The organism is Paenibacillus sp. USDA918EY (genome assembly GCF_009870825.1).
In the GTDB taxonomy this organism is placed as follows: domain Bacteria; phylum Bacillota; class Bacilli; order Paenibacillales; family Paenibacillaceae; genus Paenibacillus_AQ; species Paenibacillus_AQ albilobatus.
The window spans coordinates 16,069-37,159 of the sequence record NZ_WTWY01000024.1 but is presented as its reverse complement, the minus strand read 5'-3'; the positions used below and the strand labels follow the sequence as shown (position 1 = coordinate 37,159).

At 54.7% G+C, this 21,091-nt stretch carries 19 protein-coding genes; 8 read left to right on the top strand and 11 right to left on the bottom strand.

Going from position 1 to position 21,091, the window contains the following annotated elements; genetic code table 11:
• Window positions 1–124: 124 nt before the first annotated feature.
• Window positions 125–1,822: a glutamine--tRNA ligase/YqeY domain fusion protein gene (locus GQY55_RS28485; RefSeq protein WP_160045316.1), complete on the top strand. Its 1,698-nt coding sequence runs from the start codon at window positions 125–127 to the stop codon at window positions 1,820–1,822.
• Between the two features lie 77 nt (window positions 1,823–1,899).
• Here the strand turns inward: GQY55_RS28485 and GQY55_RS28480 are convergent, their stop codons facing one another.
• Window positions 1,900–3,129 (bottom strand): MFS transporter, encoded by a 1,230-nt coding sequence (locus GQY55_RS28480; RefSeq protein WP_160045315.1) that lies wholly within the window; start codon window positions 3,127–3,129, stop codon window positions 1,900–1,902.
• Between the two features lie 182 nt (window positions 3,130–3,311).
• On the opposite strand from GQY55_RS28480, the gene mobA reads away from it, so the two are divergent.
• Complete coding sequence (mobA, locus tag GQY55_RS28475; RefSeq protein ID WP_160045314.1) at window positions 3,312–3,965, top strand: molybdenum cofactor guanylyltransferase; 654 nt, start codon at window positions 3,312–3,314, stop codon at window positions 3,963–3,965.
• Window positions 3,966–4,176: 211 nt separating this feature from the next.
• A complete protein-coding gene (locus GQY55_RS28470; RefSeq protein WP_160045313.1) occupies window positions 4,177–4,860 on the top strand; it encodes a TorD/DmsD family molecular chaperone in 684 nt (227 codons plus the stop codon).
• 135 nt (window positions 4,861–4,995) lie between these two features.
• On the opposite strand, the gene GQY55_RS28465 is transcribed toward GQY55_RS28470, so the two are convergent.
• The 9 genes from GQY55_RS28465 to GQY55_RS28425 form a co-directional block, all read right to left on the bottom strand.
• Entirely contained in the window at window positions 4,996–5,322 is a 327-nt protein-coding gene (locus GQY55_RS28465; protein ID WP_160045312.1) for a thioredoxin family protein, read from the bottom strand.
• A 2-nt stretch (window positions 5,323–5,324) separates the two neighbouring features.
• Window positions 5,325–5,696 (bottom strand): MerR family transcriptional regulator, encoded by a 372-nt coding sequence (locus GQY55_RS28460; RefSeq protein ID WP_160045311.1) that lies wholly within the window; start codon window positions 5,694–5,696, stop codon window positions 5,325–5,327.
• Window positions 5,697–5,987: 291 nt separating this feature from the next.
• Window positions 5,988–9,203, bottom strand: a complete 3,216-nt coding sequence (locus tag GQY55_RS28455) for an efflux RND transporter permease subunit (RefSeq protein ID WP_160045310.1) — start codon at window positions 9,201–9,203, stop codon at window positions 5,988–5,990.
• 67 nt (window positions 9,204–9,270) lie between these two features.
• Window positions 9,271–10,191 carry a TetR/AcrR family transcriptional regulator gene (locus tag GQY55_RS28450; RefSeq protein WP_160045309.1) on the bottom strand — a complete coding sequence of 307 codons (921 nt, stop codon included), beginning with the start codon at window positions 10,189–10,191 and terminating at the stop codon, window positions 9,271–9,273.
• Window positions 10,192–10,403: 212 nt separating this feature from the next.
• Complete coding sequence (sigJ, locus tag GQY55_RS28445; RefSeq protein WP_160045308.1) at window positions 10,404–11,294, bottom strand: RNA polymerase sigma factor SigJ; 891 nt, start codon at window positions 11,292–11,294, stop codon at window positions 10,404–10,406.
• Window positions 11,295–11,443: 149 nt separating this feature from the next.
• Window positions 11,444–11,890 carry a carboxymuconolactone decarboxylase family protein gene (locus GQY55_RS28440; protein ID WP_160045307.1) on the bottom strand — a complete coding sequence of 149 codons (447 nt, stop codon included), beginning with the start codon at window positions 11,888–11,890 and terminating at the stop codon, window positions 11,444–11,446.
• Between the two features lie 194 nt (window positions 11,891–12,084).
• Window positions 12,085–12,399: a DMT family transporter gene (locus tag GQY55_RS28435; RefSeq protein ID WP_160045306.1), complete on the bottom strand. Its 315-nt coding sequence runs from the start codon at window positions 12,397–12,399 to the stop codon at window positions 12,085–12,087.
• On the bottom strand, window positions 12,399–12,743 hold the full coding sequence (locus GQY55_RS28430) for a DMT family transporter (RefSeq protein WP_160045305.1): 345 nt from the start codon (window positions 12,741–12,743) through the stop codon (window positions 12,399–12,401). The genes GQY55_RS28435 and GQY55_RS28430 overlap by 1 nt, the downstream gene beginning before the upstream one ends.
• Before the next feature lie 26 nt (window positions 12,744–12,769).
• Complete coding sequence (locus tag GQY55_RS28425) at window positions 12,770–13,357, bottom strand: TetR/AcrR family transcriptional regulator (RefSeq protein WP_160045304.1); 588 nt, start codon at window positions 13,355–13,357, stop codon at window positions 12,770–12,772.
• 313 nt (window positions 13,358–13,670) lie between these two features.
• Between GQY55_RS28425 and cls the strand changes: the two genes are divergently transcribed.
• Both cls and GQY55_RS28415 read left to right on the top strand, forming a co-directional pair.
• Window positions 13,671–15,176: a cardiolipin synthase gene (cls, locus tag GQY55_RS28420; protein ID WP_160045303.1), complete on the top strand. Its 1,506-nt coding sequence runs from the start codon at window positions 13,671–13,673 to the stop codon at window positions 15,174–15,176.
• Window positions 15,177–15,314: 138 nt separating this feature from the next.
• On the top strand, window positions 15,315–16,145 hold the full coding sequence (locus GQY55_RS28415; RefSeq protein WP_160045302.1) for an ABC transporter ATP-binding protein: 831 nt from the start codon (window positions 15,315–15,317) through the stop codon (window positions 16,143–16,145).
• Window positions 16,146–16,328: 183 nt separating this feature from the next.
• Here GQY55_RS28415 and GQY55_RS28410 read toward each other — a convergent pair whose 3' ends face one another.
• Window positions 16,329–17,837, bottom strand: coding sequence for a phospholipase D family protein (locus GQY55_RS28410; RefSeq protein ID WP_160045301.1), 1,509 nt, complete (start codon window positions 17,835–17,837; stop codon window positions 16,329–16,331).
• A 224-nt stretch (window positions 17,838–18,061) separates the two neighbouring features.
• On the opposite strand from GQY55_RS28410, the gene fni reads away from it, so the two are divergent.
• The 3 genes from fni to GQY55_RS28395 all read left to right on the top strand — a co-directional run bounded on the left by fni (window position 18,062) and on the right by GQY55_RS28395 (window position 20,920).
• Window positions 18,062–19,132: a type 2 isopentenyl-diphosphate Delta-isomerase gene (fni, locus tag GQY55_RS28405; RefSeq protein WP_160045300.1), complete on the top strand. Its 1,071-nt coding sequence runs from the start codon at window positions 18,062–18,064 to the stop codon at window positions 19,130–19,132.
• A 250-nt stretch (window positions 19,133–19,382) separates the two neighbouring features.
• Window positions 19,383–20,483 (top strand): redox-regulated ATPase YchF, encoded by a 1,101-nt coding sequence (ychF, locus tag GQY55_RS28400; RefSeq protein ID WP_160045299.1) that lies wholly within the window; start codon window positions 19,383–19,385, stop codon window positions 20,481–20,483.
• Between the two features lie 206 nt (window positions 20,484–20,689).
• Complete coding sequence (locus tag GQY55_RS28395) at window positions 20,690–20,920, top strand: hypothetical protein (RefSeq protein ID WP_160045298.1); 231 nt, start codon at window positions 20,690–20,692, stop codon at window positions 20,918–20,920.
• The last annotated feature ends 171 nt before the right edge of the window (window positions 20,921–21,091 follow it).

The following is a 21,091-nucleotide window of genomic DNA, read 5'->3' as shown; positions in this document are numbered from 1 at the left end:
CGGTTATTACAGGTATATTTAAATGAAACACGCTTATAAAGAATAGATGTAGGGAAGAGCAGGAAACTGCTGTCGGTTCAATCTATGAAAGGCGGACATAATTCAGGATGAAAGGTTGATTACTGTGGAGAAACCAAGCACCCCCTCCAACTTTATTAAAAACGTGATAATCGATGACCTGGAGTCCGGCAAAGTCCAGAAAGTGATTACCCGCTTTCCGCCGGAACCTAACGGTTATTTGCATATCGGACATGCCAAGGCCATCTGGATCAACTTTACGCTTGCACAGGAATTCGGCGGTTCGACGAACCTCCGTTTTGACGATACAAACCCGCTGAAAGAAGACGTCGAATACGTAAAATCGATTGAAGAGGACGTCAAATGGCTCGGATACGAATGGGCGGAAAAGCGTTTCGCTTCGGACTATTTCGAAGAAATGTACAAGCGCGCCGAGCTGCTGATCCAAAAGGGAAAAGCTTACGTGGACGACCAAAGCGCCGATCAAATCCGCGAAACGCGCGGCACGCTGACCGAGCCGGGACAAAACAGCCCGTACCGCGACCGCAGCATCGAAGAGAACCTGGACCTGTTCCGCAGAATGCGCGCCGGCGAATTCAAGGACGGGGAAAAAGTGCTGCGCGCCAAAATCGACATGGCTTCGCCAAACATCAACCTGCGCGATCCGGTCATTTACCGGATTTCCCACGCGACCCATCACAACACGGGCGACCAATGGTGCATCTATCCGATGTATGCCTTTGCCCATCCGTTGGAGGATGCAATTGAGGGCGTAACCCATTCCCTCTGTTCGCTCGAGTTCGAGGATCAGCGTCCGTTTTACGACTGGGTAATCGCGGAATGCGAAATGGAAAGCACGCCGCATCAATACGAGTTCGGCCGCCTGAACGTCGCGCAAACGCTGACGAGCAAACGGAAACTGAAGCTCCTTGTGGACGAGAACATCGTCGACGGCTGGGACGATCCGCGCATGCCGACGATTTCGGGTCTCCGCCGCCGCGGCTATACGCCGGAAGCGATCCGCAGCTTCGTATACGAAACCGGCATTTCCAAAAGCCAAGGCCTCATCGACCTGCAAATGCTGGAGCATTTCATCCGCGAGGACCTGAAGCTGAAGGCGCCGCGCACGATGGCCGTGCTGAACCCGCTGAAAGTGGTCATCACCAACTATCCGGAAGGACAGGTGGAATGGCTTGAAGCGGAGAACAATACGGAAAATCCGGAGATGGGCAGCCGTCAAATCCCGTTCTCGCGCGAAATTTACATTGAGCAGGACGATTTTATGGAAAACCCGCCGAATAAATATTTCCGCCTGTTCCCGGGCAATGAAGTGCGCCTGAAAAATGCGTATTTTATCAAGTGCAACGATTTCATCAAGGACGAAAACGGGAACGTGACGGAGATCCACTGCACGTATGACCCTGAAACGAAAAGCGGCACCGGCTTTACCGGACGGAAAGTGAAGGGCACGATCCATTGGGTGGAAGCCTCTCATGCCATACCGGCCGAATTCCGCCTGTACGAGCCGCTCATCAAACCGAAGGAAGACGAAGAGGCGGAAGTCGGGGAAGTTCTCGAAGAAACGGAAAAGGTCGAGAAATCCTTCCTCGATGAAATTAACCCGAATTCCCTCGAGGTGCTTCACGGATTCGTGGAACCGGGCATGAAGGATGCGAATCCTCAGGACAAATTCCAATTTTTCCGCCACGGATATTTCAACGTCGACCCGAAATATTCGAAGCCGGGAGAGCCTGTTTTCAATCTGATCGTATCGATGAAAAGCTCGTTCCAGCTGCCGAAGTAAGCCGGGAGCGCTTGTCAGCGATCCAATATAACAAAAGAAAAGCCAGCCGCAGTGCCGATGCTCTGCGCGCTGGCTTTTTACATGTCCTCGAATTCTTCTTCAGGGATGTTCGTTTTCGGATGATGGCCTTGCGAACGCAGCCAATACCACATGATGCCGAATCCGGCCGCTCCGGCGAGGGCCATCATGAAACCCATGTTGTACATCGCGGCGCCGCCGAAATTTTGGTACAGCCATCCGCCGGCCAGGCTGCCGATGACGCCGGAAATGCCGCTCCAGGTCAACGTAAATACGGACTGCGCCGCAGCGCGGTGCACAGGAGGCACGAGCTGGCTCACCACCTGAATGCCGACGTAGAAATACCCGCCGAACGTAATGCAGTGCATAATTTGAATGAAAGCGACTTCCAGCGGATGCGAGGCACCCGCCATCAGCAGCCACCGTACGCAGAAAAGCACGCTGACCAGCCCCAGACAGCCGATCAGGGTGGTGAGGGAGCGCTTCAGGTAGCGGTGGAAAAGGAACAGCACGGCCACCTCGAGAAACGACGAGAGAAAGACGGCCAATCCGACCATCGTTTTGGAGCCGCCAAGTTCCGCGATATACAGCGACATAAACGTATTATTCATGACATTGGGGACGGAAACGACGATCCCAAGCAATATAAACGCGACAAAATACCGGTTCATGACGAATTGGGCAAGTCCCCTCAGCCGGATGGGCGGCGTCTCCGAAGCCGCCTTCAGCGGCGGGAGAAGCAGAACCGTGCCGATGGCCAGCACTAGAATGCCGGTGACGAGAAACGACAGCCGCGAAATGCCGAGCCGGTCGATGACCATGCCCGCGGATACGGCAACGACCGCCCAGCCGATGGATCCCCAGTTCCGGAACGAGCCGAACCTTTTCGGTTGGTTTGCGGTATATCCCAGAATGAGCGTGTTGCTCTGTGCGAACATCGGGCTTTGAAAGAAGAAAAAGAGAATCATCGCCAAATAAACCATTCTGTACGTGCCGGCATGGAACACAAATTGTATAAGCAGAAGGGTGCCCGTCATCATGATCAGCAGGATGCGTCTCGTATTTTGCAGGCGGTCACTCCACTTCATCCAGAACGGATTGGCGAAAAGAGACACCAAAGGGCCAAGCGCCATTAAGCTGCCGATTTCGGATTTGTTCATGCCTGCGTCCTGCAGGTATAATTGAAAAAAGCTGGTGAAAATCACCATGGTTCCGTAAATAAGAAAGTTAAATGCCTTAAGCGGCAGCAGCTTGGACTGTTTTTTTACACGATCATCCACGTTGCACATTCCTTTCCGACCGAATGCAAATCGACAGAGGCTAGGTAATAGAAGCCGCCACCCCCACTTTATCATTTGTTGAAAAGGGATACAAACCAATTATTGTTAAAGTGCCCTCCGGGCGCGGTTTTTAAACGGTAAACGGAGGTCATCGGAAGCGTTGTGGAAGAAAATTTCGAGGAGGTGGTTGGATGACGGAAACGGGACTTACCGGCGTTGTGCTGGCAGGCGGCGGGTCGCGGCGCATGGGTCAAAATAAAGCGCTGCTTGCCGTCGGCAACGAAAAGGTGATCGGAACGATTATCGGAGCCATGACGGAAGCGGGCCTGGAAGTGATCATCGCCGCAAACGAACAAACCGCGGATGATTATCGGGAGCTGGGCAGGGGGATCGTTTATGACCGCTTTCCCGGGCAGGGGCCTTTGTCCGGAATCCATGCCGCGCTGCATGCGGCCAAGACGCCGTGGATCATCGTCGCTGCCTGCGATATGCCCTTCGTGTCACCGGCGCTGTTCCGATATTTGGTCAAAAGCGTGGAGGAAGCGGAAGCCGAACGTGCAGACGGCGATGGCTATCAAGCGATCATACCGGTAGAGGCAGGCAGGGTGCAGCCGCTGCTCGCCGCTTATCACGCCAGTGGGCTTGGGGCGCTGGAAGATGCGCTTGGCGGCGGGAGACTGCGGATGATGGACTGGCTGGAGCGGCTTCGGGTCAGGTATATCCCCGAGGATGTCCTTGCGGAGGAGACGGGGCTTAAGGCAGGCCAAGCCTTCTTTAATATGAATCATCCCGAGGATTACCATGCGGCGCTTGCGAAAAAGCGCGAAGAAGAGGCATGGGACTAACGCGGCCCCGTCTTTTTGGTTTGGCGTACGCCGTAGCGTTTCGGGACGATAGTAATCATTAAAATTTTTTTAAAATAACTTTCCGAAAATAGGCGGTTTTATATCGGCCAATGTGAACCATATCACATAATGCCGGCTTCGATTCAGGTAAGCTGGATTTAGGAAAAAGTTTCTTCAAGACAATCCGGACCTGGATCAAGGAGGGGCGGCTATGACGACAACGCTGGAACCGCTGCTGGATACGTTGGAAGGAGCCCGCTGGCATCAAGGAAGGAGCTGGGCGTACCAGCTGCTGATCGACTTTTTGGAGAACCCGCCGGGCCTGGCGCAGATCGCGCCGTGGCAGCGCCAGGCGGAGCTGCGGGAAGAGTTGGCGCTTACCGATGGGGGACGCAGGCTTCAGGATTATTTGGGCCGTTTAAGCCCGGGGCGGCTGGTCGAGGCCTGCCGGAAAGAAACGGAGGAATATGAGCGGCTGTTTATCGGCCGGGACGCGGTTTTTCCAAGCGTTTGCGAAAGCGCATACCGGACCGCTGACCCGAGCAGCGCCCGGCGCTGCGTAAGGCAAATCCGCGAGGCGTACGAGGACTGCGGCATCGTCTTCAACAAGCTGCAAAGCGAAAATGACGATCATCTGACCATCGAGCTGGAGTTTATCGCGGTGGCCGGAGAACATATGGCGTTTACCGCAGGTTTGCCCGAATGCAGGCTGATGTGGCTGGATACGCAAATCGATTTTTTGGAGCGGCATCTGCTTCAGTGGGCGCCGCATTTCGCCAAGGAACTTACGGAGCAAGCCCGAACCCCGCTGTACCGGGAGATCGGCAGCATGCTGGGTGAATTTATGCCTTATGATCTGCGGATGCTGAAGTCGCTGCGGAATGAACTGGCGTAACGAAAAAAGGCGCGTGCCATCATGGCATGCGCCGTTTGCATCCTAAGTCAGGACCCCGAACTTTACTGAAAACAGACCCCGTTTCGCATACCGCTTCGTACATATCCGCGATTGGAACGGCTTCTTGCTCAAGGATCATTTTATTGGCTGTGCTTGGAAAGAACCCTGCTCATATACGCTTTTCGGGCGCAGGCCGACCAGCTTTTCCACCGGCTCTCCGTTTTGGAACACGATCACCGTGGGTACGGACATCACCTGGTACCGGCTGGCCGTTTCCGGGGACTCATCGCAATCCACCTCCAGAAAGCGGACCTGCTTCCCTTGTTCGTCCGACAGCTCCTGCAGCATGGGCAGCAGCGCTTTGCAGGGAGGGCACCATACCGCTCCGAATTCCACGAGCGTGGTTCCTTCCGGCTTGATATGTGCTGCAAACGTCTCATCATTGACGGCTTCGATGCTCATCTTTATTCCTCCTGACCGGATTTTGATCGTTCGAGCAGGATGGCGTCGATGCGGTCCGTCAGGTTCTGCCGGATGCTGGTCAGCAGCTCGATTTGTTTGTCGATTTCCTGCAGCTTCAGCTGATAAATCGGCAGCACTTCCGCACAGAAGGCTTCTTTGTTCATCAGCACGCACTGCAGGATGCCGGCAATCTCATCGGTCGACAGCCCCAAATTCAAATAAAGCTGGATGGTCCGTACCTGCTCCACCGCAAACGGCGTGTATTCCCGGTACCCGTTGTCTTTGCGGAGCGGAGCCAGCAGTCCTTTTTGCTCGTAGTAACGAAGGGAGCGAATGCTTGCTCCGGTCAGCTCCGCCAATTCGCCGATATTCAACCGCGACCTCCTCCTTCCTGCCCGAATACGCTTATTGTAAACCCTGACATCAATGTGAGGGTCAAGAGGGTTCCGGCTATTTATTTCATACAACTGTTTCTGGTTTCTAACAGCAAATTCCTGCCGGTGGTTATGCTAAAGCATCTTGATAAGAAGGACGTCTATCAACGTACCTTCACAGTATACAGATCACGTTTAGCTGATGTATTACTCACGATTTTGAAAAAGGACGCGCCCTTCCCGGTTGGGAAGGAACGCGTCCTTTGGCGATGATCGATTCCACCGTTTGTTTTAGTCTTCCACCTTCGGTCTGCGGAATTTCATCAGGAATTCGTACACGACCGGCACGATGACGAGCGTCAGCAGGGTGGAGCTGATGAGGCCGCCGATAACGGTAATGCCAAGGCCTCTGGAGATGATGCCTGCGCTGCTCTCCAGTCCGCTGACGAGCGGGAGCAGGGCTCCGATGGTCGCCAACGCGGTCATCAGGATCGGACGCAGACGGGTCGCACCTGCCTCCAGCAGCGCTTCACGCGTCGACAAACCTTCGCGTTCCTTGTGAATGACGCGGTCGATCAGGACGATCGCGTTGGTGACGACGATGCCGATCAGCATCAGCGCGCCCATGAGCGACGACACGTTCAACGTTTCGCCGCCGATCCACAAGCCTACGAGGGCTCCGATGATCGTAAACGGCAGCGAGAAGAGGATCGCAAACGGCGCCAGTCCGCCGCCGAAGGTCACGACGAGCACGAAATACACGATCGCGACGGCCGCCGCCATGGCAAGGCCGAGCTGCGTAAAGGTATCGTTAATTTGTTCGGTCGTACCGCCGAACTTCACCTCCACGCCGTCAGGGAGATTGATTTTGTCAATTTCCTTCTGCAGGTCGGTAGAAGCTTTGCCCACATTGTTTGTCAAAATGTTCGCCGTGACGTTGACGACCATTTTGCCGTCGGTGCGCGTAATCGTATCCGGCGAAGAGCCTTTTTCCACCTTGGCGACGTCTTTAATCGGCACGTTCATGCCAAGAGGAGACGCAACCGTTTCTTTTTCGATATCGTCGATGCTCTTGTACTCTTTGCCGTCGGTTTCGATATACACCTTGTATTTTTTGTCTTCGACCTTAACCTCGGTCAGCACCGGGCGCTCTCTTTGCGGACTCAGTTTCATGGCGATTTGCCCTGCGGTCAAGCCCAGCGAGCTCAGTTTTTCCTGGTCGGCTACGATCGTATATTGGTCATAGGCTTTGGACAGGCTGGTTTTCGCCTTTTCGAAATTGGCTTTGTCGGCTTCCACCAGCTTCAGAATTTGATCGGCTACCGGTTTGATGTCTTCCAGGCTGTTGCCGAAGACGCTGACGCTGAGCGAGCTTCCGCCCATGCCGCCGGCCATGTCCATCGTGGACCATTCGCCTTTGGTCACTTGCTTTTTGAGACCTTCGATCAGGTTCTTCTTCACCGTTTCGAAGTCTTTGGTATCTTTCTTGTATTCGATATAGAACAGGCCGGAGTTGGAAGAGCCGCCGCCCAGCGGATTGCCGCTGCCGCCGACCGAATATTGCATTTTATCCACGCCAGGCTGGTCCAAAATATATTTCTCCGCGTCAAGCGCGCGCTTTTCAACCGTTTCAAGCTGTGCACCCGGCTCCGGAGAGTAGGTGACCATCACGTATTTGTCCTCCTGCTCCGGCATGAAGCTGGTACCGATCAGCGGCGTCAGGAACAGGCTCGCAACGAGCAGGACGACGGCCAGGCCGAAGGTGATCAGCTTATGGGAGAGCGACCAGTTCAGAATGCGCTGATAGCCGCGGGCCATTTTGCCCGGCTTGTCATGATCATGGGTTTTGGAAGGCTTGATGCCTTTCTTGAACAACGAATGCGCAAGCATCGGCACGAGCGTGATCGCTACGAGCAGGGATGCCAGCAGGGCGAAGACCATCGTCAGCGCAAACGGCATGAACAGCTCGCCGACCATGCCGCTGACGAAAGCAAGCGGCAGGAACACGGCGATCGTCACGATCGTCGAAGACATGATCGGCACGAACATTTCGCGGGTCGCTTCCCGGACGAGCTCGCGTCCGCGCAGCTTCTCGCCGCCGCTGGTCATCCGCCGGTATATGTTCTCGATGACGACGATGGAGTCGTCGACGACCCGGCCGATGGCTACGGTCATCGCGCCGAGGGTCATCATGTTCAAAGTGATGTCCATTCTCCACAAGATCAGGAGCGCGATCAGCAGGGAGAGCGGGATCGACAAGATCGAGATGATGGTCGAACGGATGTTTCTCAGGAAGATCAGGATGATCAGGACGGCGAACAAGGCACCGAATACCGCTTTGCTCATCATCGTGGACACGGCGTCCTCAATCGGTTTGCCCTGGTCGAGCAGAACCGTCAGGTTCATGCCCTTGAATTCGCCTTCCAGTTTTTTCGCTTTATCTTTAACGGCGTTGACCACATCAACGGTATTTGCATCATTGTCTTTCACGATCTGCAGGCCGATCGAAGCTTTGCCGTTCGTACGGGATACGGACTCGGCTTTGCCGATCACCTGGATGTCGGCGATATCGCTCAATTTAACCGTCGGGATGCCCGCAGGTACATGCCCTTGCGTTGTTCCCCCGGTCATGCCGGCGCCCGCGCCAGCGGCATTCCCGCCGCCTCCGGCAATTCCTTGGGCGCCGGTTCCAGCGCCTGCGCCTTGAACAGGCGTACCTGCTGCGCCCTGGCCCGGAGCCCCGGCGGCCGCGCCTCCCGCGCTAGGGATGACAGGAATGGCCAGATTCTTCAGGTCGTCCAGCGTAATGATGTTGCCGTCGACAACGACGGCCTTCGAGGATTGATCCAGGGTGAACAAGCCCAGCGGGACATGGATCGAAGATCCTTGGACGATGCCCTTGACGGTATCTTCGGAAAGGCCGAGCTTGGCCATTTTTTCTTTGTTGAACTTCAACTGCACTTCCTTGACGTATTGCCCCGAAATCGAAATGGAGGCGACGCCCGGGATTTTTTCAAGCTCAGGCTCCACCTGGTTTTCGATATTTTTGGTCAGCTTCTCCAGATCGTTCGAATCGTCCGAAGCGCTGAGGGATACGACGGGGAAGGAGCTCATGCTGAATTTGGAGATGGTGGGCTTTTGGGCTCCATCCGGCAATTTGACCTCGTTCAGCGCTTCACGGACGGCCGCGGTCGCTTGGTCGAGGTCCGTACCGTAGTCGAATTCCATCGCAATGTTGGCCGCGTTTTCCATCGAGGTGGAAGTGACGGTTTTCACGCCGTCCACGTTGCGCAGCCGCTGTTCCAGCGGAACGGTCACGTCCTGCACGACGCCTTCCGGGGCAGCGCCCGGATAAACCGCGGTCACGCTCAGAAACGGGATGTTGATGTTCGGAATGGTCTCCTGTTTCATCGAAAGGCCGCTGTACAATCCGGCAACGGCAACGATGACGGTCAGAATCCAGATCGCAAACTTGTTGTTCAGTGAGAAATTAATGATTCCTTTCATCTCGCAGGTTTCTACTCCTCTCCATATACCTTCTAAGTACGGGTTAAGCCAAAATCGTCATGTATAATCATCGCTGCTCGGCTCTTGAAGCAATGTAAAGCTCGTAAATTCCTTTCAGTTCCTTGTTCAGCGGCCCAAGCTCCCCGATTTGCTCCAGGTTGCTCATCATGCCGGCCAAAATGGCTTTGCGCGGCTCGATATCCAGCAGCTCCTTTTCCATGATTTGTATGGAATCAAGGGCAAATTCCTTTCTGAATTCATCGATGCCGGCATCCTTCAGCAGATCCTTCATCTGTTTGGTCACCATGAGCGGATGGCGCGGGCGATCCGGGCTTGTCATGTATTTGTCCAGCCACTCGGACCACACCCCCGTAGCGATCATCGGTTCCATTTGCTTGCGAAGCGTGCTTTCAGCCACGTCGTCCAGCAGCGCAACGAGACGCTCCGCCATGCGGCGAACGTTCAGCGGCAGTCCCGGAATCATCAGCATGCGGACATATCCGCCGAGCATGCCGGTAACAAACAGCGTCAGATCCATGGCGTGGGGCAGGATGTCCTCCCCGTAGATAAGGGCCAATTTGTCGTGGAACCATTGCAGCGCATGGACATGTTTTTCGTGAATGCGTGCGTCCAGTGCCGGCCTTTTACCGCCCTTATGCTGGTCATGGAGCTGCATGATCGCAAACTCCCTAAGCTCGACCAAACGGTTCAGCAGCACTTCGACCTGCTTTTGAAGCTGTTCCTTCGGAGTCAGAAGATGCTCCTGCTCCACCTGCATGACGCTGTCGCGGATCATCCCTTCGCAATACGAATAAATGCTTTGTTCAAGCTCTTCCTTCGATTTGAAGTGCAAATAAAGGCTTCCCTTGGACATCCCGCAATACTCGGCGATTTCCTGCATCGACGTGGAGGAGATCCCTTGGGTGGAAAACAGCTGCAGGGCGGTCTTCAAGATCTGTTTCTTTTTGTCCGCCAACTTCTCAGACAAACGAACATTCACTCCTTTCTGAACACTTCGGTTCTTAATTTGACCGTGTAGTCAGAAAAATTATATTACAAAAGGAGGGGGGGATTCAAATCTACGCCTTTGGTCCCGGTTTTGAGCCGTCAGACATGGCGATTCAAGGGGGAGAGGAAATAAAAAAACCGCCTTGTTCAAGGCGGATGAATATGTTCCCGTTTATTCGCGTTCCAGGGCCGTTACACTCGTAAATGCAATAGCTTATGCGGGTTTTTGATCATGTACAAATGCTGCAGCCGGTCTCCCGATTCGGTAAACCGGAAGCAAAACGCCGCTTTCACCTCGTGACCGCTCGTAAAAACGATGGCGGTTTCGCCGTTGAGCTCCGTAATCCGGGTGTCCCAAATCCGCATATCCCGGTAGGCTTTTTGCGATACGAGCAATCTCATGATGCGGTCGCGGCTGAAAATCGGCCGGATCGCCGTGCGCGCCACACCGCCGCCATCGGATATAAGCATGGCGTCTTCCGCCAGCAGCCCAAGCAGCATTTTCGGATCATAATGGAGAAAAGCATCCGCAAACCGCTCCACGGCCGCTTTCCGCTGCTCGTCGTCCACCGGGGATGCGGGCGGTTCGCTCCCTTTGAACTGCTGCTTGGCCCGGCTGAATATTTTTCGGCAGTTGGCTTCGGTTTTGCCCGTCATGTCGGCGATCTGCGCATAATCGTACTCAAACACTTCCCTCAAAAGAAAGACCGCTCGTTCCATCGGACCAAGCCGCTCCAGCATGAGCAGATAAGCATAGGAGAGGGTGTCCTTTTGTTCCGCCGCCAGCTCGGGAAGATCCGTCGAAGCCGCAATGGGCTCCGGCAGCCATTCGCCGATATATTCCTCCCGCGTTTTCTTGGCGGAGCGGAGCAGATTCAAGCAGCGGTTGGTGACCGCTTTGGCAATGTACGATTTCATGTTTTGGATTACCGCCGGATCTTTGGCCGCCAGTTCGGCGAATACGTCCTGAACGATATCTTCGGCGTCGGTATACGTTCCCAGCATGCGGTATGCGATCGACAAGCCGTAAGCCCGATAGGTCCGGTAGAACGTTTCAAATGCCGTCGTTTCCGTGATGTTCATCCTCCCTCCCGATTTTATGCGTTTATAACCATTCGGCATCCAGGAGGGATCGACCTTCCCGCGAATGAAAGAAACCCTGCGCCTTTGCACAGGGCAGGGTGGTTCACTCTTCGACTTTTGCAGACGGCTCTATGCTCTGCCGTTTTGCGTCATGAAAAACATCCCGGGAACATTCCCGTCGAAATGGCGATCCGGTTCCAGCTATTGATCGTATTGATGGCCAGAATCAGCTCCATGAACTCTTTTTCGTCAAAATGCTTCCGGGCTTCCGCATAAACATCCTCCGGGACACCTTGCTCGGAGATGAGCGTCACCGCTTCGGCAAGCGCAAGCGCCGCCCGCTGCTCCTCCGTATAAATCGGCGCTTCCCGCCATGCATTAAGCAAAACGATATGATTCCCGTAATCGCCGTGTTTCATTAAATCCTTGGCGTGCATATCCAGGCAAAACGCGCAGCCGTTGATTTGCGATACGCGGATTTTGATCAGCTCCTGCAGGACGATGTCGAGCGAAGAGTCCGAACTGGCCTTTTGCAGATTCGTCATCGCTTGAAATACTTGCAGACTCGCGGTCCGATAATTTAATCGCAGTTTCATTTAGAACTTCCTCCTTTATTTTCCCAAAGATATGGACCTTACATATAGGAAGACAAAGAAGGCCTTTGTTTTGTGACAATATTCAGAAACTATAAACTACAGAGCCATTGCATCCTGATATTGCAAGAAAAACTTCATTTAAACGCGGTCTGTCTTCTCTGAATGTACGTCGATAAATGTTTTTCTTACATCTCTTACGAAATTAATTTCAAACCAACCGCCGAGCCGAGAATCATCGCGATAAAAAGCATTCGGCGCCATTCCTTCGGTTCCCCGAACACGAACATGCCGACAAGCGTGCTGCCCACGGTCCCGATCCCGGTCCATACCGCATACGCCGTCCCCATCGGCAACGTGTTCATCGCAAAGGAAAGCAGGGAAAAGCTGGCGACGAAAGCCGCGAATAACAGCAAATAAGCGGTCCAGCCCTTTTTTTGCGTCACGCCCTTGATGCCGATCACGCCGAAAATCTCACACACGCCGGCCAGTAATATCGCTGCCCATGCCATTACGCATCCGCTCCTTTCTTGGCTCCTTCGTCAGCCGTAATGAGCTTCAGCCCGATGACGCCCGCCAGCAGCACGAGAATCAGCAACGTTTTCAGCCAGCTGAAAGGCTCTCCGAAAACGAGCATTTCGGTTAAGACGGTACCAGCCGTTCCGAGACCCGTGAAGACGGCATATACCGTGCCCACGGGAAGAAGCTTCGACGCCTCGATAATGAGATAAAAGCTTACCGCTATGGCGGCAATCGTCAGAATCCATTCCAACAGGTTGGTGGAGTGTTTCAAGCCCGAAACCCACAGCACCTCGACGACGCCGCCCAAAATAACGTACAACCAATTCCGGTTCATGTTGATTCCCTCCTCTAACATTCCTTCTAGGCTTTCGAAGCTTGAATGCCGGCCCAGAAAATAGGCCAGGATGCTTTCAGTCTCCGCTTGGCGCTGGCCATCCCGCTGTACACCATTTCGATCATAATGCCGTCCACCAAGGTCATATAGGCCACCGCCGCATCCTCGGGATTGGCGATGGGGGCCGTCCCGTCCGCCTTCGCCTGCTCCATCAGCCGCAAAACGCGCCTTTCCATGGAATCCAAAAACGGATAAATCAATTTCATGACTTCGTCGTACAAGGAAGAAGGCGGAAAAAAGGACATACGAAGCACGAATTTGCTCTCGCTGCTGCGGTTGTATTCCTCTTGGAGAAAGGCCAGCAGCTCGGACAAACGCCGATCCAGCGGCTGGTCCTTCCGGCTGATGAAAAAGCGGGTAATTCGCCGCTTTTCTTCTTTCAGCGCGTTTTTGAGCGAACAGAGGAACAGGTCGTCCTTTCCCTTAAAATGGGCGTATATGGAAGGCTTTTTGATCCCGACTTCTTCGGCTATTTTCTGCAGCGAGGCCCCTTCGTAACCATCCTCCGCAAAATGCGCCAGCGCGGTTTCCAAAAGCATTCGTTTTGCATTCATAACATCGCCTCCATTTAAACTACCTAACGGTCGTTAGGGATATCATTTCACGAATGCAGCCGGTTGTCAAGACTGCGATGCATCTTTTTTGATCATTGCCTTGAAGAGGCGTCCTTATCTGCGTCAAACGTTTCTGTTTAAGGAAAGGGATGGCCCTCTTTCAAATCCCGTTTTTTAAACTGTTTTTTATCGCGGGATCTATAGGAAGATGGCGTCACTTCATGTAGAATAGAATTTGCTGGCCGTACCTGGATTTTCGCCAAATTCCGGAACAGGCCGCGCTTTTGGAAAAGCGGACGAATCGGGGGAAGAGATGAGAAGGGCTATACAGGCTGTACTTATTGCGGCTTTATTATTTGTCTTTTATTACGTCGGATTCGGGTTTTTCGGCAAAACGGCAGGCACGATCGTCAGCATATTTTCGACCCTGACCGTCGTATCGCTCGGATTCATGATATTTATGGAGAACAGAAACCCTTCATCGACGATGGCGTGGATTTTGCTGTTGGCGCTGGTGCCGGTCGTGGGGCTGTTTTTTTACCTGCTGTTCGGGCAAAACTACTTCAAACGCCGCAAATTCGACAAAAAGGCCGAGCAGGATTCGAAAATCTACGAGATGCTCGAGGAAGGAAGCGTCCGCGTCCAGCAGGACCTGTCGGATTTGAATCCGATGCAGCAGCAGCTGCTGAGGCTGTCCCAGAGATTGGCGAGGACGCCGATTTCGTTTTCGAGCGAAACCCGCATTTTGACCAACGGCAAAGAAACCTTCTCCACGCTGCTGCAGGAGCTGGAAAAGGCCAAACATCATATTCATATGGAGTATTACATTTACCGGGCGGACGATATCGGGACCCGGATTCAGCGGATTTTGATCGAAAAAGCCAAAGCCGGCGTCCACGTGCGGTTTATGTACGATGCCTGGGGCAGCATGCAGCTGCCGAAGTCGTTTCTGAGGGAAATGGCCAACGCGGGCGTCAAGGTAGCGGCATACGGAAGCTCCAAAGCGTTTTTCCTGTCGAGGGTCAACTTTCGCAATCATCGCAAAATCGTCGTCATCGACGGGAACGTGGGGTTCATCGGCGGCCTGAACGTCGGGGACGAATATTTGAGCCGCAATGCCACCTACGGCTTTTGGCGGGATACGCACATGTCCGTGAAAGGCGAAGCCGTCCGGACGCTGCAGATCATTTTTCTCCAGGACTGGAATTACATGACGGGGGAGCAGGTGCTGGAGGCGGAATACCTTTCACCGCTTCTGGCGGAACGGAACAGCGGGGCCGTCCAGATCATTCCGAGCGGGCCGGACAACGACCGCCGCGCGCTCAAAAATATTTTTTTCTCCATGATCACTTCCGCGCAAAAATCCGTTTGGCTGGCTACGCCTTATTTCATCCCTGATGAAGACATTCTGACCTCCCTGCGCGTCGCCGCCATGTCCGGCCTGGATGTCCGCATCCTGTTTCCGGCAAAACCGGATAAATGGCTGCCGTTTCTGGCATCCCATTCCTATTTTCCGGCGCTGCTTGATGTCGGCGTCCAAATTTACGAATACGAAAAGGGCTTCCTGCATTCCAAGCTGCTCATCATCGACGGGGAAGTGGCCACCATCGGCACGGCGAACATGGACATGCGGAGCTTTCATTTGAATTTTGAGGTCAATGCGCTGCTTGTGCAGACGGAAAGCGTGCAGCGGATCGTATCGGATTTCGAGCGCGACCTCAAATCGACGAAGCAAATCGTGCTGGACAAGTTTATGAAAAAGAAAATTCCCGAACGGATTCTGGAATCGCTCGCCCGCCTGATGTCCCCGCTGTTATAGCGGGGTGGGGCCGGGCCACCTGTATTGACATTGGTTACGGGACATTTTATATTTGTGATAATGATTATCATTTGCTGCCTGACGGAACTTTGGTTGAATTCGATAAAAATGAAGAACAGAACGAGGAGGTAACCGGCGATGACCCTTTTGCAAACCGAGGAGCTGACGCTCAGTTACGGAGATACGGAGATTATCAAGGACCTTAGCCTTCAGATTCCCGAGGGCAAAGTGACCGTGCTCATCGGCAGCAACGGATGCGGCAAATCGACGCTGCTGCGTTCGCTGGCGCGCCTGCTCAAACCGAAAAGCCGATCTGTGCTTCTGGATGGAAAGGAAATCCACCGCGCTTCGACCAAAGAGGTAGCGAGAAACATGGCGATTTTGCCGCAGGGGCCGACGGCGCCCGAAGGATTGACGGTGCTTCAGCTGGTCAAGCAGGGGCGGTATCCCCACCAGTCCTGGCTGAAGCAGTGGAGCGAAGAAGACGAGCGGCTCGTGCGGGAAGCGCTGGAGATGACCGGGCTGTCGGACATCGCGGAGCGGGCGGTGGATTCCCTTTCGGGAGGACAGCGGCAGCGGGCGTGGATTGCCATGACGCTGGCGCAAAATACCGATCTTATTTTGCTCGACGAGCCGACGACGTATTTGGACCTAAACCACCAAATTGAAGTGCTGGACCTGCTATACGAGCTTAACCGCGAACAGGGGCGCACCATCGTGATGGTGCTTCATGACTTGAATCTGGCCTGCCGTTATGCCGACCATATGATCGCGGTCAAAAACCAAGGCGTGTTTTGCGCCGGGGCACCCGAGGACGTGCTGACGCCCCAAATGGTGAAGGAAGTATTCTACATGGACTGCATCATCGCCGAAGACCCGATTTTCGGCACGCCGATGTGCGTACCGCACGGCAAAGGCCGTTTATGCGGGGACCGCTGCCAGTTTAAGTCGGTTTGCGAGAAGCCGTAAGGAAAATGTCGATGAATATTAAGAAGGCGTTCTGCGTTAGGCAGAGCGTCTTTTTCGTCTAGCGGCGGACGCTCCCTCATGCAGCGGAACTCCCGCGTAGGGAGCTGCATGCCGTGTATATGCAGGCAAGAATTCACGCAGTGACGACATGTCTCTGTGACCCGGAAAGCCTCGGGACGACGCTTAGAAGGTGGTGTATCGAACAGCCTTCTGGATGCGGTAAATGAGGTCTTCGTACCAGGCGGACTGGTAGGCGCTTAAGTCTAGGGTGAAGGAACCGTCCCTGTTGTTCCATAAACGGTCGAAATAACGGCGCATCTGCATATCCAGCGGCGCACCGGATGGAACGGATACCCAAAGGTCGTTTTCCAGGTTGTAATCGTTCAGGTTGCGGGGCGTCATGTTGGCGGCGCCGCCGACAATGACGGAGTTTCCGGCCGGCTTCTCAATATATATCATTTTCGTGTGGTATTGCTCCTGCGTCGTATGGTACCAGCGGATCGAAATTTTGCCTTTTGAGCGTTTGGCCAACATCGAAACGACTTGGCGGTTCGGGATTCCGATTTTTTTCTCTCCGAAGGCGTTGTTGTTCGGATCGAGCAGCAGACGGATGTCGACGCCCCGTCCCGCTGCGGACAGCAGCGCGTTCAGCACCTTCCTATCCTCCATATAAAACATGCCCATCCAAAGCGTGTCGCCTTTTTGGGCGGCTTCGATCTCCTGGAGCACGTATTGGTAGGTTTTGCCCTCCGTTACGTACCGGATGCCGATCGATCCTCCATCGGCCCCGGGATTTTGCCATGGAACGTAAGCCGGAAGCGGTCCCCCCTTGGACAGATCGGCGGCCGCCTGCTCTGATTTGAGAATATCCCCGATTACGGGCCCGCCGACCTCAAAGGCGATATTCGAATGATAGGCGCTGGCATCATGGACGTTGCCTGAAAGGATAAGCGCGCGTTTTTCGCTGAGGACGACTTTACGGTGGTTGGCTTTAATGTTTAACAGCTTTAGGTAGGAGCGGATCGTCATTTTCGGGCCGTTCGTGGCCATCAGGTCGGGCACCCAGCCTTTGCCGGTTACTCCGAACCATTGAATGAACGTGCGCCATACGGCCGAGTAGATCGGGTTCGGGTCGCGAAGCGGATCCAGGTTCGTCACGATGACCCGGATGCCCGCCGTTTTCAGCCGTTCCAGCAGCGCATTGGGGGCGGAGCCGTAGCTTGTGTTGACGGGATCGGTAATCAATACGATGTCCATGTCGGGAAATTCCTTTTTATGCCGTACCAGCTTGTCGGTCAATTCTTCGCTGACCTTCGGAAACTGCTGGCCCTTGTGGGCGTAGTTATTGAACAGGAACAGGTCAATGACGAGGAACCGCCTGGATTCGTCCACGATCTCGCCGATTCTTTGGCGGATTTGCTGCTCGGCGACGACCCTGCCGGACGGATCGGGGTAAGTCAGGTCGTACAGAAACCGGACGTCTTCGGTATGATGCAGCGGGCTTTCATAGGAAATCCCCGGGGGAAGGGGTTTATGCGTCTGATAAATAATCACGCACACGAGCCATAACAGCAGGACGGCCAACAGGGTGACGACCAGGCGCCGTTTGCCGCGATTCGGCTTGTCGGCCGGATTGTCTGAAGCGGTTTGTTGCGTGCTGCCGGCCGCGCCCCATACCTGATCTTGTCCCATGGTTTGATCCTCCGTTTTGGCTCATGTTCTTTCATGCTCGGTTCATTGTAAAATTCACTCTATAGTCTGGACTAAAAAAGCATTTGTCATGAATCCGATTTGAAATTCAGGGCGCCGAAATGAGATGATAGAAGAATATTTTGACGGATGGATGTGTAATCTACTGTTAATTTTCGGCCGGATTGCATGGGTATGGTCAACGGGAAATACGGAAGGGGATCTTGATGAGCGAAAATCATGCGGGCAAAAAATCGCTTTTGCCGGAAATCGCGACGGGAGAACGAAAAATCGAACATGTGCGGATCAGCCTGTCGGAGGAGGTTAGCGGCGCAGGCGTAACGAACGGCTTGGAAAAATACCGGTTCCGCCATGCGGCTCTGCCGGAAATCGATTTTGACGCCGTTACGCTGGAATCATCCTTTCTAGGGATGCCGGTGCGCACGCCGCTCTTGATCAGCTCCATGACGGGCGGAAGCAAAACGACGGGCGCGATTAACGAGCGTCTGGCCGCTGCCGCCGAGTCGCGGGGCTGGGCGATGGGGGTCGGTTCGGTGCGCGCGGCCGTGGAGCGCGAAGAGTTGGCGTATACCTTTGATGTGCGCAAGCATGCGCCGACGATTCCCGTCATCGCGAATTTGGGAGCGGTTCAGCTCAACTACGGCTTCGGCATCGAGGAATGCCGGCGGGCGGTCGACATCGCCGGAGCGGACATGCTGGTGCTTCACTTTAACGGGCTTCAGGAGGTATTCCAGCCTGAAGGCAATACGAACTTCAGCGGACTTTTGTCCAAGATCGAGCAGGTGTGCCGGCAGCTTGAGGTTCCGGTCGGGGCAAAGGAAGTCGGCTGGGGCATTGACGGCGGAACGGCCGCAAGGCTGCTGCGGGCGGGTGTCAAATTCGTGGACGTCGCCGGCGCCGGCGGCACCTCTTGGAGCCAGGTCGAAAAGCACCGCAGCAAGGACAGCATGCGGCGCGCAGCGGCCGAAGCCTTTGCGGGCTGGGGCAACCCGACGGCCGAATGCATTGAGGAAGTCCGCAAAGTATGTGCGGAAGCCGGGCTGATCGGCAGCGGCGGCCTTAAGACCGGGGTGGACGCCGCCAAGGTGCTGGCGCTGGGGGCCGATCTGTCGGGATTCGGCCGCAGCGTGCTCGGACCGGCGGTGGAGTCGGAGGAGGCGCTGCACGCGGCGCTGGCGCAGGTGGAGTTCGAGCTGCGCACGGCCATGTTCGGCATCGGAGCGGCGGACGTCGCCGCGCTCCGGGCGACCGACAGGCTGGTACGGATCCAGCCGTGAACGATGCCGGGCAGTCCCCGGCCGATGGGGGCCGGGGGCTTTTTGGCGCGGACTGACGGTACGCCGCCTTTGTCTTGATGCCCCCCTGGTTCTAATATATAATGGGTAGGATTGAGAGGCTGCGCCAGCGCAGCGGTTGGTTGCAAGGTTTGCGTATTTTTATTTCCGTTTAATAGATGGGGATTTTTTCGAATCCTTCAAATCATTCGGGCTTTTGCCTAGTCCAATATGAAATAGGAGTGTCATATCGATGGCTTTGAAAGCAGGTATCGTGGGATTGCCGAACGTCGGCAAATCCACTTTGTTTAACGCGATTACGCAGGCGGGTGCGGAATCCGCAAACTATCCGTTCTGCACGATCGATCCGAACGTCGGCGTCGTGGAGGTGCCGGACGAGCGTCTGGACAAGCTTACCGAGCTTGTGCAGCCGAACAAAACCGTGCCGACCGCGTTCGAATTCGTGGATATCGCGGGCCTTGTCCGCGGCGCGAGTAAAGGCGAAGGGCTCGGCAACAAATTTTTGGCCCACATCCGTGAAGTGGATGCCATCGTCCATGTCGTCAGATGCTTCGAGGACGAGAACATTACACACGTCGACGGGAAAGTGGATCCGGTCAGCGACATCCAGACGATCAACCTGGAGCTGATTCTCGCCGACCTGGAGAGCGTCGACAAACGGATCGATCGCGCCCGCAAAAACATGAAAGGCGGCAACAAGCAATACGAGCAGGAGATCGCCATTCTGGAGCGCGTGAAAGAAGCGCTGTACAACGACCAGCCTGCGCGCAGCGTAGAGCTGTCCGATGACGAGAAGGTCGTGCTGCGCGATTTGCACCTGCTGACGATGAAGCCGGTCCTCTATGCCGCCAATGTCAGCGAAGACGGCGTGGCCGGTGCGGACAGCAACCCGTACGTGCAGCAGGTTAAGGATTTCGCGGCGGCCGAGCATGCCGAGGTCGTGCCGATCAGCGCCAAGGTCGAAGCCGAAATCGCCGAGCTTGAAGGCGAGGACAAGGCGATGTTCCTTGAAGAGCTGGGCCTTGAGGAATCCGGCTTGAACCGCTTGATTAAAGCGGCATACCGGCTTCTCGGCCTCTATACGTATTTTACGGCCGGCGTTCAGGAAGTACGGGCATGGACGATCCGCAAAGGAATGAAAGCGCCGCAGGCTGCGGGCGTCATCCATTCGGACTTTGAGCGCGGGTTCATCCGGGCGGAGGTCGTTTCCTACGACGACCTGATGGCTGCCGGCAGCATGAACGCAGCCAAGGAACGCGGCCAGCTCCGCCTCGAAGGTAAGGACTACGTCGTTGCCGACGGCGACGTCATGCATTTCCGGTTTAACGTGTAATACAGTGTAATACCAGAGCATTGGTAGTTAAGGGCTGTCCCGACGCGCACTGCACCCGATTGTTAGTCATGCGATTAGCAAAGAGGTGCAGCTTGCCCAGGGGCAGCCTTTTCGGCGTGAGGCGCCGACAATCACGGAATGGGGCCGCCGGTGGCCGGACACTATAGGAATACATGCATTATGAAAGGTTAAAGGGGGAGAATCTGTTGAGTCAGGACATCAGTATTTGGACGCTCAAAAAAATGCCCTTGCAGCAGGTCATTCAATATATTGAGCGGAACAGCACGCCCGATTATCGGGCGCGGATGGCCAAGATAAGCAAAATGGATTATGAGCGCCTGCCGGCCGCACAAGCCCAGGATAAGCTGGCTGCCGCGATTTCGAACATGAGTGAGGAAGAATATACGGATTATTTATTGGAGCTGGTTGATGAATAAACGGGTAGGGGCGAGGTACGGAAAGAACCCGAACCGCCATTCATGATCGAATTTGGCGAGCGGGTATTGGAGCGAAAATCGGGCTTTCAAGATATGGAACCTTGAAGCCCGAATTTTCAGATATTTTCCGGAAAACGTCTCCCGTAAACAATGAAGGATTAACCATCCTTA

Excerpts from the sequence above, each read along its gene's own strand:
- GQY55_RS28455 (WP_160045310.1), bottom strand. The coding sequence starts at position 9,203 with ATGAAAGGAATCATTAATTTCTCACTGAACAACAAGTTTGCGATCTGG.
- mobA (WP_160045314.1), top strand. The coding sequence starts at position 3,312 with ATGACGGAAACGGGACTTACCGGCGTTGTGCTGGCAGGCGGCGGGTCG.
- GQY55_RS28470 (WP_160045313.1), top strand. The coding sequence starts at position 4,177 with ATGACGACAACGCTGGAACCGCTGCTGGATACGTTGGAAGGAGCCCGC.
- GQY55_RS28410 (WP_160045301.1), bottom strand. The coding sequence starts at position 17,837 with ATGGGACAAGATCAGGTATGGGGCGCGGCCGGCAGCACGCAACAAACC.
- fni (WP_160045300.1), top strand. The coding sequence starts at position 18,062 with ATGAGCGAAAATCATGCGGGCAAAAAATCGCTTTTGCCGGAAATCGCG.
- GQY55_RS28440 (WP_160045307.1), bottom strand. The coding sequence starts at position 11,890 with ATGAAACTGCGATTAAATTATCGGACCGCGAGTCTGCAAGTATTTCAA.
- ychF (WP_160045299.1), top strand. The coding sequence starts at position 19,383 with ATGGCTTTGAAAGCAGGTATCGTGGGATTGCCGAACGTCGGCAAATCC.
- GQY55_RS28465 (WP_160045312.1), bottom strand. The coding sequence starts at position 5,322 with ATGAGCATCGAAGCCGTCAATGATGAGACGTTTGCAGCACATATCAAG.
- GQY55_RS28435 (WP_160045306.1), bottom strand. The coding sequence starts at position 12,399 with ATGGCATGGGCAGCGATATTACTGGCCGGCGTGTGTGAGATTTTCGGC.
- GQY55_RS28425 (WP_160045304.1), bottom strand. The coding sequence starts at position 13,357 with ATGAATGCAAAACGAATGCTTTTGGAAACCGCGCTGGCGCATTTTGCG.
- GQY55_RS28415 (WP_160045302.1), top strand. The coding sequence starts at position 15,315 with ATGACCCTTTTGCAAACCGAGGAGCTGACGCTCAGTTACGGAGATACG.
- cls (WP_160045303.1), top strand. The coding sequence starts at position 13,671 with ATGAGAAGGGCTATACAGGCTGTACTTATTGCGGCTTTATTATTTGTC.
- sigJ (WP_160045308.1), bottom strand. The coding sequence starts at position 11,294 with ATGAACATCACGGAAACGACGGCATTTGAAACGTTCTACCGGACCTAT.
- GQY55_RS28480 (WP_160045315.1), bottom strand. The coding sequence starts at position 3,129 with ATGTGCAACGTGGATGATCGTGTAAAAAAACAGTCCAAGCTGCTGCCG.
- GQY55_RS28430 (WP_160045305.1), bottom strand. The coding sequence starts at position 12,743 with ATGAACCGGAATTGGTTGTACGTTATTTTGGGCGGCGTCGTCGAGGTG.